The following is a 16,737-nucleotide window of genomic DNA, read 5'->3' on the forward strand; positions in this document are numbered from 1 at the left end:
ATCCCTCCTCTGCGAGAACGCGGTAGACGGAGGCAACGGGCGGGGTCAGTCCTTCAACAGCGCGTCGCGCACCGGAATCCAGTCCAGGGCCGATCGGATGCCGTCCTCCAGAGACAGCTTCGGCGTCCACCCCAGCAGCTCGGCCGCCCGGTCGCTCTTGGTGTAGCCACCGGCGACGTCCCCAGGACGGGGGTCGGTGTCGATGGTGGCCAGGGGCGTGCTGACGACGTTGTTGAACGCGGCGCACAACTCCCGGACCGTGGTGCCGGAGCCGGTGCCCAGGTTGATCGCGATCGACCGCTTCGGCCCCACGAGAACGGAGTCGAAGCGCTCGATCGCCGCGATGTGGGCTGCGGCGAGATCCCAGACATGCACGTAGTCCCGGATACCGCTGCCGTCGCGGGTCGGGTAGTCCGTCCCGGTGACCGGGAACGGGCGTCCTTCCCGGTGGGCCTGGATGAGCACGCCCACGGCGTGGGTGGGCCGCTTGAGCTGGAGCCCGGTACGCAGCTCGGGGTCGGCCCCCACCGGATTGAAGTACCGCAGCGACAGCACGCGCGGCCCCGCCACGGCGATGTCGGCGAACATCTCCTCGCACACGGCCTTGGTCCGCGCGTAGGGGCTCTGCGGCGCCAGCGGGGAGTCCTCGTCGACGGGCGAGCCGTCCTCGGCCCGGTAGATGGATGCCGAACTGCTGAAGATGACGCGGTCGCAGCCGTTGCGGTGGAGGTGGGTGACGAAGGCCAGGCTCTTGGCCACGTTCGCCTCGTAGTAGCCGATCGGGTCCGCCACGGACTCGGGCACCACGATCAGCGCCGCGCAGTGCACCACGGCGGAGATGTCCGGGTGCTCGGAGAAGATCCGGTCGACCAGCGCGCCGTCCGCGATGTCGCCCTCGTAGAAGGTCCGGCCCTCGGTGAACTCGCGGCGGCCCCGAACGAGGCTGTCGAGGATCACGGGGGTGACGCCCGCGTCCAGGCAGGCCGAGGCGACAGTGCTGCCGATGTAACCGGCTCCCCCGGCGATCAGGACCTTCACCACGATGTTTCTTCTCCCGGCCTCGTCCCAGCCCCAGCAAACGACCGGCAGCAGGCTAGCGGAGAACCCAGGCGGGGAAGGACGGCCGCCGCCTGCCCCGCCGATCCGCGCCGGACACGGAAAGGGGCCCCGAAGGGCCCCTGCGGAGCGTGGGCTTCAGCTCAGGTGACCGGCCTTCAGGCTTTCGACGAACGTGTTGAATGCACAGGCCGACATCGGGACGTGCCCCCGGGTGGGGTCCTTCGAGTCGCGGAAGGCAGTGGTTCCCGGGACGGCGGCAACCTCTACGCAGTTGTTGCCGCCACTGGAGTAGGTGCTCTTAGTGAACACGGCGGTGCTGAGGTCGCTCTGGGTCATCATGCGTAGTGTTCCTTGATCGTGTCGGTGATCAACTTGCGGGACGCATCGGTGTCGAGTGCCTCGGTACGAAGGTAGTTGAACCCTGTCTCGTAGCGCCCGATGTCTCCATCGTCCTCCAAATAGAGGGAGGTTGTCATCGGCTCGACCACAGCGACTGGAGGTCCGGCTGTGAAGTAGAGGATGTGGAACGCTCCGTCGACGGCAGCATGCGCACCACGGCTGAACGGCAGGATCTGCAAGCTGATGTTCCGCTGATCCTCGCTGATGTCGAGAAGCTGCTGGAGTTGGTCCTTCATGACCTCCTTGCCACCCACTTCCCGGCGCAGAGCAGCTTCGTCGAGAATGCACCACAGTTGGAGAGGGGCATCGCGCGTGAGGACGTGCTGTCGGGCCATGCGGAGGTCAACGAAGTTGGCGACTTCACGCCGGGTCTGCCACTGCCTGCTGCGCTCTACAACAGCGTGGGCATAGGGTTCAGTCTGAAGGAGGCCCGGAATGATCAGGGAGTAGAACTCGGATCGTATGGCCAGGTCTTCGAGGTGCAGATACTCGGCGAACGGGTCCGAGACGGGCCCCGTGTACTCACGCAGGACGTTCGCCCGTCGGCCGGATGCCGCAAGGGACGCCAGCTGTCGCAACTCTTGCTTCTTGGTGTCGCTCGTCACCTCGTAGGCATCGAAGAAGCTGTCCAACTGGCTCAGTGGAACCCGTTGTTTGCCCAGCTCGATCTTGCTGATCGCGGAGGCGCCTGACATGCCGAGCCGTTCTGCGGCCTCCGTGGTGGTCAGCCCTGGCCTGCGCCCTTCGTGATCAAGTCGTTCCGCACTCAGTCGCAAACTCCTGAGCGCGAGGCCGAGTCGCCTGCGGTGCAGGTTGGGCAAGGCATCCGGCATCTTGTGGGACCTCCTCCTTTGGACGAGCAGCCTACCCAGTGGTGTCGCGGCGGCGTGTGCCAAGAGCGCTCCATCGGGGGAAATTTGGCGGGACTGCTTGCGAGACAATTGTCTAGCACACAACATGGGTTCAGCGTCGGACACCAAGCGCTTCCTCAAACTGACGCCTGTTCAACTCATCTGCGTGCTAACGACGTTCACCATGGAGTCGTCACATGGACATGCGTATGGCCGAGACCCCCCACCCCGCCCGCTGGAGTCTCATCTCTCTCACTCCCCAGGCCGTGACCGGCGTACGCCGCGACGCCCGCCACCGCATCACCGATTGGGGCTACGAGGCCGACGACGCTGAACTGGTCGTCTCGGAGTTGCTCGCGAACGTCATCCGGCATGCAGGCGGTCGCTGCGTGCTCGCCGTGACCGTCAACGGTGGCGAGATCCTCGTGACCTGCGCCGACAGATCCCCCCGCCGGCCCCGGCTGCGAAAGCCCGACTGGGAGAGCGGCACAGGTCGCGGCATTCAGCTCATCGCCGAACTGTCCCTCGCCTGGGGGTGCGAGCCGCTCAGGGGCGGGAAGCGTGTGTGGGTGCGGCTGAGGGGCGTTCGGGTCCCGCCGCCCGAGGTCACCGCGCGCGAGGACCTGATCCGGGCCCTGCGCGGAGAAGAGCCGCTGCGCGTCATTGACCGGTGCTGGTTCGGGTGTGGCCGCGCCAAGATTCCCGGTGTGCTCACCGGCGTCGCATCCTCCGACTTCGGCGACGCCCAGATGTTCGCCTGCGCCAAGTGCGTCGGGCGGCTTTCACGGTGGATTCGCGACGACGTGCGGAATAGGGACGCACAGGGGTTGCGCGCGAAGTAGTCCAGTCCAGAATCTCGCGCCCCCGCGCAACCCCTTCCGGATGTCACGAAGCGGATGGTCGGTCGTTGGTCATCGCGTCACCGGCAAGCCCGGCAAGCCCGGCGAACCAAGTAAGTCCCGCCAGCCCAGCAAGTCCCACCGAGGGGATACGAAAAGCGTGGCCGCGATCTGCCCCGACTGCCATCACCCAGAGGCAGTCGCGTATCTCGTCAATAGCGAGGGAATTCACCCTTTCCCCTGCCTGGAATGCAACTACAGCACCATTCACTCCCGGCACAGAGAAATCCTCTCCGGCGCCGCCCCCTGCGCAACCCCCGCCTGCACCGGCTCGGTCAGTGACGAATACGCGTACAACGCCAAGGGGCGCCTCACCCGCCTCAAGAGGCAGCGGTGCCACCTGTGCGGGAGTCGCGAGGCGAGAAAGGCGGTTCAGGACGGGAGCTGGACAACCCGCCCCGCGCCCGACCCCCGCTTGCAGCGGCAGTGAGCCGCGCGGGCGGCGTGGTCACCAGCCTCACCCCACCCCATCCCCTCTGAAAGAGTTTGCTACTTCTTGCAACCCTCTTGCTGCAACCCTTTCCCCGACGATACGGTCACGCCCACACCCGGCAAGGAAGCCGCGTCGCGTCGCGCCGCGCCGCAGGGTTCGGCCCCGAGCGGCCGTAGCCACAAGGAATCGCCAGGAATCGCAAGGAGTTCACGCCCGTGATACCGAGATGGCCGGCGCCCCGCACGCGCCACGCGCCCCGCACCGCCCAGGGCAGACGGATCGCGGCAGTCGCCGTCGCCGCGCTCGCCGCGACCTTGGTCCAGCCGCTGGGCGCGCGGGCCGCGAGCCCGCCTCCGCCGCCGTCCGACAAGAAGCTCGCCGCCGAGCCCGCCCGGCACGATCTCACCCGCGAGCAGTTCTACTTCGTCCTTCCGGACCGGTTCGCCAACGGCGACACCACCAACGACCTCGGCGGACTGACCGGTACCCGCCTCGAAACCGGCTACGACCCCACCGACAAGGGCTTCTACCAGGGCGGCGACCTCAAGGGCCTCACCCAGAAGCTCGACTACATCAAGGGCCTGGGCACCACCGCCATCTGGATGGCCCCCCTCTTCAAGAACCAGCCCGTGCAGGGCACCGGAGCTGATGCCTCGGCCGGTTACCACGGGTACTGGATCACCGACTTCACCCAGGTCGACCCGCACTTCGGCACCAACCAGGACCTCGAAATCCTCATCGACAAGGCCCACGACAAGGGCATGAAGGTGTTCTTCGACGTCATCACCAACCACTCCGCGGACGTCGTCGACTACGAGGAGCAGTCCTACAGCTATCTCTCCAAGGGAGCCTTCCCCTATCTGACCGAGGACGGCGAGCCCTTCGACGACTCCGACTACGCGGACGGGGACACGGACTTCCCCGAGGTCGACGAGGACTCCTTCCCCCGTACCCCCGTCGTCCCCGCCGCCAAGAGCGACGTAAAGGTCCCCTCCTGGCTCAACGACCCCACCCTGTACCACAACCGCGGCGACTCCACCTGGGCCGGTGAGTCCGAGACCTACGGCGACTTCTTCGGCCTGGACGACCTGTGGACCGAACGGCCCGAGGTCGTCGAGGGCATGGAGAAGATCTACCAGCGCTGGGTCAAGGACTTCGACATCGACGGCTTCCGCATCGACACCGTCAAGCATGTCAACATCGAGTTCTGGACCCAGTGGGCCACCGCCCTGGACTCCTACGCCGCCAAGCAGGGCCGCGACGACTTCTTCATGTTCGGCGAGGTCTACTCCGCCGACACCGACATCACCGCGCCCTACGTCACCGAGGGCAAGCTCGACTCCACCCTCGACTTCCCCTTCCAGGAAGCGGCCCGCGCCTACGCTTCCCAGGACGGCAGCGCCCAGCGGCTGAGTGAGGTCTTCGGCGACGACTACAAGTACACGTCCGGCACCGCCAACGCGTACGAACAGGTCACCTTCCTCGGCAACCACGACATGGGCCGCATCGGGACCTTCCTCCAGCAGGATGCTCCGGACGACACCGACGCCGAACTCCTTCAGAAGGCCGAGCTGGCCAATGAGCTGATGTTCCTCAACCGCGGCAACCCGGTCATCTACTACGGCGACGAACAGGGCTTCACCGGCCCCGGCGGCGACAAGGACGCCCGCCAGACCATGTTCGCCTCCCAGGTCCCCGACTACCTGGACGACGACAAGCTCGGCACCGACACCACCCACGCCACCGACTCCTACGACACCAACGCCCCGCTCTACCAGCAGATCAGCGAACTCGCCGCGCTCCGCAAGGCCCACCCGGCCCTCGCCGACGGCGTCCAGACCGAGCGCTACGCCGCTGACGGACCCGGCGTCTACGCCGTCTCCCGCACGGACCTCAAGACCGGCACCGAATACCTCGTCGCCTTCAACAACGCCGGGCAGCCGCAGACGGCCACCTTCACCGCCGGGTCGGCGAACATGACCTACCGGGGCCTCTACGGCACCCGGGCCACCGCCCGCTCCGCCACCGACGGCAAGCTCACCGTCACCGTCCCGGCCGGCTCGGCGATCGTCCTCAAGGCGAGCGCCAAGCCCGCCGCCCCCGCCGCCAAGCCGTCCCTCACCCTCGACGCCCCCGCCCCCGGCGCCACCGGCACCGTCGAGCTGACCGCCGATGTCCCGGCCGGCGGCGTCAACCGGGTCGTCTTCGCCGCCCAGACCGGCAATGGCAAGTGGCAGACCCTCGGCTCCGCCGACCACGCCCCCTACCAGGTCACCCAGACCATCGACGAGGACACACCCCCCGGCACCGCCCTGCGCTACAAGGCCGTCGTGGTCAACGCCTCCGGACGTACCGCCTCCACCACCGCCGCCTCCACCACCGGCACCCCACCCGTCATCGAGCCCCCGGTCGCCACCTCCCGCGAGTACGCGATCGTCCACTACAACCGGCCCGACGGGAACTACGACGACTGGGGCGTCTACGCCTGGGGCGACCTCGCCGACGGCGAGTCCACCACCTGGCCGGACAGCCACCCCTTCATCGGCCGGGACGCGTACGGCGCCTTCGCCTACGTCAAGCTCAAGCCCGGCGCCACCGACGTCAGCTTCCTGGTCATCGACAAGGACGGCAACAAGGACGTCTCCGTGGACCGGTCCATCGACGTCACCCAGACCGGCGAGATCTGGATCGAGCAGGGCAAACCCGAGGTCGCCACCGAGCGGCCCGACCACCCGCCGCAGGACCAGTCCAAGGCCGTCCTGAACTACCACCGGGCCGACGGCGACTACGACGGCTGGGGCCTGCACGTCTGGACCGGCGCCGCCCAGCCCACCGACTGGTCCAACCCCCTGATGCCCGCCAGGATCGACTCCTTCGGCGCGGTTTACGAGGTACCGCTCACCGAGGGTGCCACCAGCCTCAGCTACATCATCCACAACGGCGACGAGAAGGATCTCCCCACCGATCAGTCACTCGACCTCCAGGCCGGTGGCCACGAGGCGTGGCTGTTGAGCGGCCAGGAGAACCATCTGCTGCCACAGCCCGCCGGTTCCGCCGCCGCGCTCGACCTCACCACCTCCGACGCCACCTGGATCGACCGCGACACGGTTGTCTGGAACGCCTCCGAGACCGCCGCCGCCACCCAGCTCCTCACCTCCCTCACCGGCTCCATCAAGGCCGAGAACGGCGTCCTGACCGGTACGGACATCCGGGTGCTGCGGCTGTCGAGGACCACCCTCACCGACGCCCAGAAGGCCGCGTTCCCCGACCTCCAGGACTCCACCGCCTGGTCCGTCGACCCCCGTGACCGCGACCGCGTCGACGAGGCCCTGCGCGGCCAGATCGTCGCCGCCCAGCGCACCGCCAACGGCGCCGCGCTCGCCGCGACCGGCGTCCGGCTCGCCGGCGAACTCGACGGCGCCCTCCTCACCGGATGACCCGGCGTGCCCGGCACCGGCCCGGTCCACGTCCTCGCGGTCTACGACGCGAGCGCGATCAGCCGGGCCACCAGGTCGGTGAACGGGCCGTCGGCCGGCTCACCCTTCAGCGCCCGGCGCATCAGCGCGGCCATCTCCTCGTCATAGGCCGCGCTGATCGCCGCCAGCGCCGCGAAGTCATGGACGAGCTGGATCTCCAGTTCCTCGCGCGGAATGCGCCGCCCGTCCAGCCAGATCAGGGCGGTCGACTCGGCCAGCGACACCCAGGAACGCACGACCAGTTCCAGCCGCGCGGGCGGATCACCGACCCCGAGATGGGACACGATCTGCTCGTACGCGGCCTGCCGTACGGAGTCCACGAGCGCGTTGGTGGTCGAGGAGCCCACCGCCGGGCCGCCGCGCATCAGGGCCGAGAAACCGGGGCCGTGATCGTCCACGAAGTCGAAGTAGCGGCCCATCACCCGCAGCAGCCGGGCGCCCAGCGGGCCCTCGCGCGGCTCGATGAACCGGTCCGCCAGATCGTCGGAGGCCCGCTTCAACGCGGCCTCGTACAGGCTCAGTTTGCCGGGGAAGTAGTGGTAGACCAGAGGCCGGGAAATACCGGCCGCCGACGCTATCTCGTCGATCGAGACCTCGTCGGGCGAACGGCGGCTGAACAGTTCGAGCGCGACGCCGATCAACTGCTGACGCCGCTCCTCGACACCCATCCTGCGGCGAACCCCGGTAGACATGCGAACACCTTACCGATCGGTTTGCGAACACCCTACCGATCGGTTCCAGCCGCATAGGGACGGGAGCGACACGGGAGCATCACGGGAGCAACAGGGCGGACCGCCGGCCTCCGCCCCTGACACCCCCGCCGGCTCACATGTCCAGCACCAGCCGCCCCCCGCGCGCCCGGGACACACAGATCAGCATCGAGTCGCCCCGCTCCCCGTCGCCGAGCAGCTCGTCGCGGTGATCCACCTCGCCCTCCAGCACCCGCTGTTGGCAGGTCCCGCAGAACCCCTGCCGACACGAGTACGGGGTGCCCGGCAGCTCGGCCCGGATCGCCGCCAGCGCCGACGTCCCGGCCGGCACACCCACCGTCCGCCCGCTGCGCCGCAGTTCGACCTCGAAGGCGGCGCCCTCCCCGGCCGGGCCCGGCGGCGCGAACCGTTCGAGCCGCACCCCCGGGAACCGCTCCTGAACCGCCGCCATGAGCCCCTCGGGCCCACAGCAGTACACGGCCGCCCCCTCCGGTACCCGAGCGCGAAGCCCGTCCAGATCCGGCCGCCCGGCCACCACCGTCACGCGCCCCAGCCCCTGCCCCAGCCCCGCCAGCTCATCGAGAAACGGCATCGACGCCCGCGACCGCCCGCAGTACAGCAACCGCCACTCGGCCCCCGCCGGCAGCGCCCGCACCATCGGCAGCAGCGGCGCGATCCCGATACCGCCCGCGACAAAGACGTACGACCCCGCCCCGGGGACCAGCGGGAAACGGTTGCGCGGCCCGCGCACCGTCAGTCGCGTCCCCTCGGCCAGCCGCTCGTGCACCTCCCGCGAGCCACCCCGCCCGTCCGCCACCAGCCGGACCGCCACCGTGTACGACGAGGTGTCCGCCGGGTCCCCGCACAGCGAGTACTGCCGGACCAGCCCCGACGGCAGGACCAGATCCAGATGCGCCCCCGGCTCCCAGCGCGGCAGGTCATGTCCCTCGAAGCGCAGCAGGAGCACCCCGTCGGCGACCTGCTCGCGCGCGGTCAGCAGCAGCCGCAGCGCCCGAGAGCGGGGCCGCCCCGAGGTCGGCTCCGCCAGCGCGGGCAGCGGCCACAGCGGCGACTCCTCGATCCGGCGCCGCAGCGCCCGCCGGGCCAGCACCGCCGCGCCCGCGACCACCACCGTCCGCAGCCCCGCCATCACCCGGCCTCCCGCTCGGCAGCGGCAGAGCCAGAGGCGGGAGAGACAGAGGCGGGAGAGCCAGAGGCAGCGGCGGCAGCGGCCCGCGCCGCCGGGGAGATGGCCAGATAGGCCACGGCCTGCGCGGTCGAGCCCTCCTGCGAGGGGTGGTAGGCACGGTTCAGATAGCGCGGGATCGCGCGGACCAGCGCGCCCGTCGACGGCAGCACCCCGCGCCGCCCTCGCGTGTAGAAGTCCCAAAAGCTCGCCCGGCCGTCGCTCAGCGTCGGATCGTTCGCCATGAAGAAGCGCGCCCCGCGCTGCCACAGGAACACCAGAGCGGTGAACGCCAGCGCCCAGGTGCGCACCCGGCGCCCGTAGCCGCCGTCGACATGCCGGAACAGGTCGAACGCCACCGACCGGTGCTCGACCTCCTCGGCGCCGTGCCAGCGCAGCAGATCCAGCATCGTCGGATCGGCGCCCCGCCGGTCCAGTTCCCCGGCGTTGAGCACCCAGTCGCCGAGGAACGCGGTGAAGTGCTCGATCGCCGCGATCAGCGCCACCCGCTCCTTCAGCCACCAGCGCCGCGCCCGCCCCGGCGGCAGCGTCCGGTCACCGAGCAGCTTCTCGAAGAACCAGTCGACCTGAGCGGTGTACGGCGTCGGGTCGAGCCCCAGTTCCCGCAGTCGCGGCAGCACCTCGTCGTGCGCCCGCGAGTGCGTCGCCTCCTGCCCGATGAACCCGATGACGTCCGCGCGCAGCCGCTCGTCCCGGATGTACGGCAGCACCTGCTTGTAGACCCGCACGAACCAGCGTTCACCGGCCGGCAGCAGCAGATGCAGCACATTGATGGTGTGCGAGGCGAAGGGGTCCCCGGGCACCCAGTGCAGCGGGGTGCCCTCCCAGGAGAACGACACGTTCCGCGCCGTGAGCGCGATCCGCTCGGACGGGATCGGCGCGGGCCGCCGGACCTGCTTGTCAGACATGGCGTCAAGATACTGATGGGTAAAGCGCCGGGGGAACCCCTCACGCGCAGACTGGCCGAAGGGTACCGGCCGCTGTCACCCGCTAGTGCAGCGCCTCGATGGTCCGCCCGTCCTCCAGCGTCCCCTCCAGCCCTGCCTGCGCGCCCTGTTCGGTGCGCACGGACAGCAGATTGCCCTCGGCGGACGCCTCGACACCGCCCGTGGTGGCGATCGACGCGGTGTCCCGGCCGCCCGCCGCGAGCAGATACCAGGACCCGGCCCCGGACTTCCACAGCACCCCGGCCAGCACCTGCGGATCGCGCGCCCCGCACGCCGGGACGTTCTCCCCCTTCGCCGCGACCGCCCCGTACGTCCCGCCCGGCGTGTGGAACTGCGCCAGCACCCGCTCGCCGCCGCCCCGCCAGGTCTCCGCACGCGTGCACACCCAGCTCGCCGTGCCACCCGACTCGGGCAGCGGCTGCTCGGCGAAGCTCCACGCGTTCACCGTCCGCACGCCCTGCCCCTGCACCGCCGCCAGCGAGCAGGCGTACGGCGACCAGGTGCGCAGCGCCTCCGCGCCCGACGCGTCATGGGCCGCGCCGGGGTGCCCGGTGGTGAGCCGGGCCGGGACCAGCTCACCGAGGTCGGAGGCGATCCGGGTGCCGTCGGCGGTGGTCAGTTTCAGCGCGTTCCAGGAGGTGCAGTCGCCGGTCCGGGTGGCGGGGCTGGACATCGGCGAGGTGACCCCCTCGGTCACCGTCAGCTCCATCGCGCCGGAGCCGGGCCTGACCAGGTCCAGCTCGGCCGCGCCGGTCACCCAGGGGGCGGTCAGATAGCGGACGTTGCCGTCGGTCCGGTTGAGCACCACGGCGGTGGCCTCGGTGGCCGTCGCGCCGTCGAGCCGCGCGAGGTCCAGCGCGGCCCCTGCCTGTCCGTCCTTCGGCTCGGCGTACCGGGCGAGGCGCAGACCGTCGTACAGGATCACCACGCGCGCGTTGTCGACGACGTCCGCGTACAGCAGCTGGGGCGGGCCCGCCGGGCCGCCGGTGGCCGTGCCGGGGGTGGCCGAGACCTGCACGGACTCGCCGGGGCGGGCCCAGACCGCGAGGGCGCGGCGCAGCAGATCGGAGTCGCCGGTGAGTTCGCCGCGCGCGGGCCAGACGGTGAAGTCGGTGCGGGTGGCGGACTTCCAGGCGGCGGGGGAGACCTTCACCAGCCGGGCCGGGTCCAGCGCCGCCTGCGCGGCCGGGTTCTGCGCGTACGCGGGGGCGGCGGCGCCGTCCGGGCCCCAGCCGTCGCCGGGCAGCCCCAGCAGCGCGCCGCACACCAGGAGCGCGGCGCCCGCCGCCACGGCCGCCTTCAGATGCTGGCGGCGCCGCATCAGATCGGTGGGCCGGACCTGCAACGAACAGGGGTCGAACTCGGGCGAGTCCAGCAGCGCGTACTGCGCGGGCACCCCGTCCGCCTCGGCGAGCGCCGCCGCCGGCTCCTTCACCCCGGCGTCCGCGAGCACCTCGCGTACGTCGTCGTCGGCCAGCCGCTCCAGCCCGCGCAGGGCGTACACGGCACGGGCGGGGGCGGACAGCGCGGCCAGCCGCTGGTCCAGGGCGAGTTCATCGGCGCCGCCCGAGCGCGGGAACATCCGCAGCCCCCACACCTGCGGCAGCAGCGGCGGCAGTTGCGCCCGCTTCGGCCACGCCCGGCGCCGCAGCGGCAGCCCCGCCTCCAGCGCGGTACGCACCACCCGCAGCCGTACGTACGCGTAGCCCGGGTCGCCGTCGCGGTCGCCGGTCGACTGGGCGGGGATCACCGGCGCGGCGGTCCGGCCGCGCGGCAGCGCCCGCTGGGCCAGCGCGTGCGCGCTCAGCACCCGGCGACCCCGGTTCAGGCTCGGCGGCAGCACCAGATAGGCCAGCCGCACCAGCCGCGGATAGTGCTCGACGAGCGCGGCCTCCGCCTGCTCGACATCGACGACGGGACCGCCGGAGCCGGCGGACGCGGGGCGGGGGGCGACATCCTGTGACTGCACGTCGGTGAGAACGAGCGGGACGGTGGTTGGTCACCGCGGGGAAGGCGAGGGCGCCGGGATTGAGCACGCGGCCTACGGCAGCCGTATCGAAGGACGGTACGTGTGTCTCCCTGCCCGACCCGGAGGAACTGATGAGACCGACCCGACCGATGCTCGCCCTGGGCGGTGGCCTGGCGGTGATCGTGCTCGCGGGGTGCGGCGGCCCCGGCGACGGTGGTCAGGAGGCGGTCCCGGCGACGGCGACCGGCAGCCTGGAGCACCTGGCCGCCGAGGTGCGCTGCGAGCCCGACATCCAGACCGACGCCGACGAACTCCGCCAGGCGATCTGCGAGAACGGCGACGGCAGATTCGTCCTCGCCACCTTCGCCACGGACCGCGGACAGCGCGAGTGGATCAACGGGGCCAAGGACTACGGCGGTCACTATCTCGTCGGCCGCAAGTGGGTGGCCGTGGGGGAGACGAAGGTGGTGACGGCACTGCGGACCACGCTGGGCGGGGAGCTGGAGGAGGGCACGGACCATTCGGCGCACTGACGGCGGCCGGCGAAAAGGGAATGGCGGCGGAGACCGGCGGTGGGACATCCCACCGCCGGTCTCCTTTACCGCCCGCCAGTTCTATGACCTCACTGGCAACGCCTGCCCGAATTGATGCAGTCGACCATCTTCTTCATCGTCTTGGTGGAGAAGAAGTTGATGAAATCATTGTGGTCGGTGATCGGTTTGTGCAGTTGCTCGGGGAACGAGTCCACCGCGAACGGATTCTGCACCACCCCGTTCTCGATGGTCGGCGCCGGCACGTCGTAGACCAGCCGCACCTGGAGCTGCGGGATCGCCTGGAAGCCATTGGCGCAGGTGCCGTCGGCCTGGACGAACGCCACATGGGTGCGGTGGTTGGCGCTGTCGATGTTCTGTCCGTCCCAGCAGCTCTGGAAGTTGGACAGCCGCACCACGCCACTGCCCTCGGGGCACAGCGGGTACTTGTCGGTCAGCTGCCGGTCCTCGAAGCCGGTGCAGGTCCAGGCGGTGTTTGCGTTGGCGAGGCCGTTGACGAACGCCTTGGCGTCACCGGTGATGATGCGCAGGGCCTGCGGCATCGCGACCACGGGCCCGGTCCGGTTGCCGACGAACTTCAGCTGGGCCTGCTCGGGCTCCAGGATCCGGCCCACATTGCCCTCGGTGCCACCCCCGGCGGCGTTCTGGTCGAAGTCCTGCGTGCCGTCCTGGAGACGCAGCACCGGCCAGAAGTACGAGGAGCGGTCGCCCTGGTTCTGGCAGGTCGTCTCGGCGTCGGCGAGGACGTCGTCACTGGCGAAGGCGTCGTTGCTCTGGTTGCCGACGTAGTCGTGCAGATGGTGGGCGCCGTTGGTGACACCCGGGGCCACGATCACATTGTCCGTGTTGTGGTTGTCGTTCGCGTTGGTGCCGCACTTGGTGGTGAAGGTGCCCTTCGAACCGCTCCGGCCGTTCGCGGCCAGACCGCCCGGCAACTCCCGGGAGTTCGGCTCGACGGTGGTGATGTCCTGGAAGTCCGCCGCGACCGGGCCGTTGCCGCCCTGGCCCCCGTTGCCCGGCTCCTGACCGCCGCCGTCACCGTCACCGCCGTTGTCCCCGCCGCCGTCCCCGTTGTCGCCGTCGCCCTGGCCGTCGTCGGTCTCGGGCTGTTCCGCCGGGGTGCCGGTGCAGCCGGCGAGATCGTCCAGGCTGTTCGAGGCGTTGCCGCCGGCCCGGTCGATCTCCAGCTTGATCCGGTCGATCAGCACCTTCCGGTTGTCCTTGAGCGGCTGAAGGATGGCGTTCTGCACATAGCCGGCGTCCTGCGCCTGCGCGTCGCGCGTGCTCGCCAGCCGCTGGTACGCCTCGGTGATCTGCCGGTCCATCGAGGCCAGCTCGCCGTCCACCTCCCCCCGGGCCTGGTCCGGCACCTCGGACAGTTGCTGGCCGACGTCCGGGCAGTCGATGGTGGCCACCTGGGTGCCCGCCGAACTGGTCCGGTTCTGCCGGCCGTTGCCGTCCTCGTGCGCCGAGGCGTAGAAGTTCGCCCAGATCAGCCCGCCCCCACCGAGCGCTAGGGCCGCCGATGCGGCAATGGCCTTGGTGGCCAGCGGCGTACGGCGTTTTCGTGTGTTGCGTCCCATGGAACTCCTCTGACTTCCTTGCGGGGCAGCATCGAGGCGCCCGACAGGAGTGAAGCGGCGCCCCTTTGTACGGAGGGCGCCGCAGAGGTGTTCAGCCGTCCCGGGAATTACCGCGAGATTTACGCAACGGGATTCAGTGTCCCTGGTCGAGAGATTCAGCGGCCCCGGTCCAGATAGGCGAGAACCGCGAGGACGCGCCGGTTGTCGTCGTCCGAGACCTCCAGGCCCAGTTTGGCGAAGATGTTGGAGGTGTGTTTCGCGATCGCCCGTTCCGTCACCACCAGCCGCTCCGCGATCGCCGCGTTGGACCGGCCCTGCGCCATCAGCTCCAGCACCTCCCGCTCGCGCGGGGTGAGCCGGGCCAGCGGCTGATCGCCCGCCGCGCGCCGGCTCAGCAACTGCTGGATGACCTGTGGATCCATCGCCGTACCGCCCTTCGCCACCCGTCGTACCGCGTCCACGAACTGGGCCGCGTCGAACACCCGGTCCTTCAGCAGATAGCCGACCCCGCCCGTGCCGTCGGCGAGCAGCTCGCGCGCGTACAGCTGCTCCACATGCTGCGACAGCACCAGCACCGGCAGCCCCGGCCGCTCCCGGCGGGCCGCGAGCGCGCACTGCAACCCCTCGTCGGTGTGCGTGGGCGGCAGCCGCACGTCCACCACCGCAACGTCCGGCGACAGCTCGGCCAGCGCCCGGGTCAGCTCGGGGCCGCTCTCCACGGCCGCCGCGATCTCGAAGTCATGGGCTTCGAGCAGCCGGACCAGTCCGTCACGCAGCAGGAACAGATCTTCGGCTAGGACAACACGCACGGAATCTCCATGGTCACCATGGTGGGACCGCCCGCCGGGGAGCTGACGGCCAGGACGCCGTCGAATGTACCGAGCCGCCGCTCCACCCCGGCCAGACCGGAGCCCGCGCCGATCGCCGCGCCGCCCCGGCCGTTGTCGGTGACCGCGATCCGCAGACACCCGTCGGCGTGGTGCAGATCGACCCAGATCCGGTCGGCCCCGGCGTGCTTGACCGCGTTGGTGAGCACCTCGCTGACCGCGAAGTACGCCGCCGACTCCACCGGCGCGTCCGCCCGGCCCGCGAGTTCCACCGTCACCTCGGACGGCACCGGCAGCCGCAGCGCCAGCGCCCGTACGGCGTCGCCCAGGCCCCGCTCGGCGAGGACCGGGGGATGGATGCCACGGACCAGGTCGCGCAGTTCGGTGAGGGCGTCGGCGGAGGACCGCCGGGCCTGTCCGAGCAGTTCCCTGGCCTTCGCCGGGTCCTTCTCGATCAGCGCCTCGATCGTGCCGAGGTCCATGCCCATCGCCACCAGCCGGGCCTGCGCCCCGTCGTGCAGATCGCGTTCGATGCGGCGCAGTTCGGCGGCCGAGGTGTCCACCGCGTCCCGCCGGGTCTCGGTGAGCACCCGCACCCGCTCCGCCAGCTCCCCCTCGCCGGGCGCGAGCAGCGCCCGGCTGAGCAGGAAGTGCCCCCGCAGCAGCCGGGGGGTGCCGTACCGGGCGACGACGAGCAGGACGGCTCCGAGCCCGGCGGCGGCGAACGCCGACAGCGGGCCGCTGACCGGCACGAAGCCGTACCAGTACGGGTCGGGCAGGACCGCCCACAGCCCGGCCGCCAGCACGAACCCCTCCAGCGGATAGAGCGTCAGCGCGAACGCCAGCACCCCGAGGACGAACCCGGCCGTCATGTCCACCGTCAGCCACCGCAGATCCCGCCAGGTCGCCCGGTCCCCGAGCATCCCGAACGTACGGGTCCACGGATTGGCCCCGGCGGGCAGCGGCCGGTACGACGCCGGGATCGTCACCCCGCCCCAGCGCGCCGCCAGCGCCCGCCGCGTATCCGCGAGCGCCCGGACCCCGGTCAGCACCCAGGGCGTGGTGACGATCCCGACCCCGATCGGGATCAGCGCGAGGGACACCACGCTCAGCACGAAGCAGACCAGCGCCCCGGGCAGCCCCATCAGCGCGAGCGCCAGCCCCCGCACCCCCGCCGTCCCGACCTCCCGGGCCTCGCCCGCCCACGTCCCACCGTTCCCGCCACCGCTGTCCATACGGCCAGTCTCGCGGAGCGGACGGGGGGAGACACGGGGGAGGGGGCCCGGGTTGGGGGTGGGGCTACCTACACCCCCCTCGGCTGGGGCGGGGCTGTTCCGGGGCGTCCGGGGCGGGGGTCTGCCTCCCTGGGGGGTCCGCGTCCCCGGGTCCCGATCGCGGGGGCGGGGGTGCCGGCGCCCCGGGGGCCGGTCGGAGGGGTGGAGGGGGGAGGGGTGGAGGTGCGGGGGTGTTCGTGGGTGTTCGCGCTCCCGGGTCCTGGTCGGCGGCGGGGTGTCTGCGCCCCCCGGTCCCGGGCTGAGGGACGGGACCGGGAGTGTCCGCGCCCTCGGGTCCCGATCGCGGGGGCGGGGACGGGGCAACTGCGCCCCGGCGTCCGGTCGGAGGGGACGGAGGCTGCCACGACGGCTTCCCAGGCATCCAGGTCCCCAGGCCCGGTGGTGTCGGCGCGCGCGCCGAGCCCGGTCCCTGCGGTGGGGGGACCCGGGGGGGGGCCCCACCCCCCCCGGGGGGGGGGCCGGGCCCGGACCCGATCCCGGGGGCCCGGGGGGCCGGGCCCCCCCCCGGACACCAAACCACACCCCCCCCCC

13 protein-coding genes are annotated in these 16,737 nt (G+C 71.0%); 3 read left to right on the forward strand and 10 right to left on the reverse strand.

Annotated features, from left to right (window positions below; translation table 11 throughout):
* Positions 1-45: 45 nt before the first annotated feature.
* From galE to ACFRFC_RS17840, 3 genes are all read right to left on the reverse strand, one after another.
* Complete coding sequence (galE, locus tag ACFRFC_RS17830) at positions 46-1,041, reverse strand: UDP-glucose 4-epimerase GalE (protein WP_382686304.1); 996 nt, start codon at positions 1,039-1,041, stop codon at positions 46-48.
* Between the two features lie 153 nt (positions 1,042-1,194).
* The gene (locus ACFRFC_RS17835) at positions 1,195-1,398 is read right to left on the reverse strand and encodes a DUF397 domain-containing protein (protein ID WP_382686307.1); all 204 of its coding nucleotides are present in this window, start codon (positions 1,396-1,398) and stop codon (positions 1,195-1,197) included.
* On the reverse strand, positions 1,395-2,291 hold the full coding sequence (locus tag ACFRFC_RS17840) for a helix-turn-helix domain-containing protein (RefSeq protein WP_382686310.1): 897 nt from the start codon (positions 2,289-2,291) through the stop codon (positions 1,395-1,397). The genes ACFRFC_RS17835 and ACFRFC_RS17840 overlap by 4 nt, the downstream gene beginning before the upstream one ends.
* A gap of 227 nt (positions 2,292-2,518) precedes the next feature.
* On the opposite strand from ACFRFC_RS17840, the gene ACFRFC_RS17845 reads away from it, so the two are divergent.
* Both ACFRFC_RS17845 and ACFRFC_RS17850 read left to right on the forward strand, forming a co-directional pair.
* Positions 2,519-3,151 (forward strand): ATP-binding protein, encoded by a 633-nt coding sequence (locus ACFRFC_RS17845; protein ID WP_382686313.1) that lies wholly within the window; start codon positions 2,519-2,521, stop codon positions 3,149-3,151.
* Positions 3,152-3,856: 705 nt separating this feature from the next.
* Positions 3,857-7,078: an alpha-amylase family glycosyl hydrolase gene (locus tag ACFRFC_RS17850; RefSeq protein WP_382686315.1), complete on the forward strand. Its 3,222-nt coding sequence runs from the start codon at positions 3,857-3,859 to the stop codon at positions 7,076-7,078.
* 41 nt (positions 7,079-7,119) lie between these two features.
* Here ACFRFC_RS17850 and ACFRFC_RS17855 read toward each other — a convergent pair whose 3' ends face one another.
* From ACFRFC_RS17855 to ACFRFC_RS17870, 4 genes are all read right to left on the reverse strand, one after another.
* Entirely contained in the window at positions 7,120-7,809 is a 690-nt protein-coding gene (locus tag ACFRFC_RS17855) for a TetR/AcrR family transcriptional regulator (protein ID WP_382686318.1), read from the reverse strand.
* Positions 7,810-7,942: 133 nt separating this feature from the next.
* Positions 7,943-8,977, reverse strand: coding sequence for a PDR/VanB family oxidoreductase (locus ACFRFC_RS17860; RefSeq protein WP_382686321.1), 1,035 nt, complete (start codon positions 8,975-8,977; stop codon positions 7,943-7,945).
* Entirely contained in the window at positions 8,977-9,942 is a 966-nt protein-coding gene (locus ACFRFC_RS17865; RefSeq protein WP_382686323.1) for a metal-dependent hydrolase, read from the reverse strand. The genes ACFRFC_RS17860 and ACFRFC_RS17865 overlap by 1 nt, the downstream gene beginning before the upstream one ends.
* A gap of 82 nt (positions 9,943-10,024) precedes the next feature.
* Positions 10,025-11,950, reverse strand: coding sequence for a hypothetical protein (locus tag ACFRFC_RS17870; protein WP_382686325.1), 1,926 nt, complete (start codon positions 11,948-11,950; stop codon positions 10,025-10,027).
* A 131-nt stretch (positions 11,951-12,081) separates the two neighbouring features.
* Here ACFRFC_RS17870 and ACFRFC_RS17875 point away from each other — a divergent pair, with 131 nt between their 5' ends.
* A complete protein-coding gene (locus ACFRFC_RS17875; protein ID WP_382686328.1) occupies positions 12,082-12,483 on the forward strand; it encodes a hypothetical protein in 402 nt (133 codons plus the stop codon).
* An 89-nt stretch (positions 12,484-12,572) separates the two neighbouring features.
* Here ACFRFC_RS17875 and ACFRFC_RS17880 read toward each other — a convergent pair whose 3' ends face one another.
* From ACFRFC_RS17880 to ACFRFC_RS17890, 3 genes are all read right to left on the reverse strand, one after another.
* The gene (locus ACFRFC_RS17880) at positions 12,573-14,084 is read right to left on the reverse strand and encodes a DUF1996 domain-containing protein (RefSeq protein WP_382686330.1); all 1,512 of its coding nucleotides are present in this window, start codon (positions 14,082-14,084) and stop codon (positions 12,573-12,575) included.
* 155 nt (positions 14,085-14,239) lie between these two features.
* On the reverse strand, positions 14,240-14,893 hold the full coding sequence (locus ACFRFC_RS17885) for a LuxR C-terminal-related transcriptional regulator (protein WP_382686332.1): 654 nt from the start codon (positions 14,891-14,893) through the stop codon (positions 14,240-14,242).
* On the reverse strand, positions 14,878-16,146 hold the full coding sequence (locus tag ACFRFC_RS17890) for a sensor histidine kinase (RefSeq protein ID WP_382686334.1): 1,269 nt from the start codon (positions 16,144-16,146) through the stop codon (positions 14,878-14,880). The genes ACFRFC_RS17885 and ACFRFC_RS17890 overlap by 16 nt, the downstream gene beginning before the upstream one ends.
* Between the last annotated feature and the right edge of the window lie 591 nt (positions 16,147-16,737).

Source organism: Streptomyces sp. NPDC056734, assembly GCF_042790455.1.
Taxonomy (GTDB): Bacteria; Actinomycetota; Actinomycetes; order Streptomycetales; family Streptomycetaceae; genus Streptomyces.

Coding starts and splice junctions, on each gene's coding strand:
- ACFRFC_RS17835 (WP_382686307.1), bottom strand. CDS start 1,398: ATGATGACCCAGAGCGACCTCAGCACCGCCGTGTTCACTAAGAGCACC.
- ACFRFC_RS17840 (WP_382686310.1), bottom strand. CDS start 2,291: ATGCCGGATGCCTTGCCCAACCTGCACCGCAGGCGACTCGGCCTCGCG.
- ACFRFC_RS17845 (WP_382686313.1), top strand. CDS start 2,519: ATGGCCGAGACCCCCCACCCCGCCCGCTGGAGTCTCATCTCTCTCACT.
- ACFRFC_RS17855 (WP_382686318.1), bottom strand. CDS start 7,809: ATGTCTACCGGGGTTCGCCGCAGGATGGGTGTCGAGGAGCGGCGTCAG.
- ACFRFC_RS17860 (WP_382686321.1), bottom strand. CDS start 8,977: ATGGCGGGGCTGCGGACGGTGGTGGTCGCGGGCGCGGCGGTGCTGGCC.
- ACFRFC_RS17865 (WP_382686323.1), bottom strand. CDS start 9,942: ATGTCTGACAAGCAGGTCCGGCGGCCCGCGCCGATCCCGTCCGAGCGG.
- ACFRFC_RS17875 (WP_382686328.1), top strand. CDS start 12,082: ATGAGACCGACCCGACCGATGCTCGCCCTGGGCGGTGGCCTGGCGGTG.
- ACFRFC_RS17880 (WP_382686330.1), bottom strand. CDS start 14,084: ATGGGACGCAACACACGAAAACGCCGTACGCCGCTGGCCACCAAGGCC.
- ACFRFC_RS17890 (WP_382686334.1), bottom strand. CDS start 16,146: ATGGACAGCGGTGGCGGGAACGGTGGGACGTGGGCGGGCGAGGCCCGG.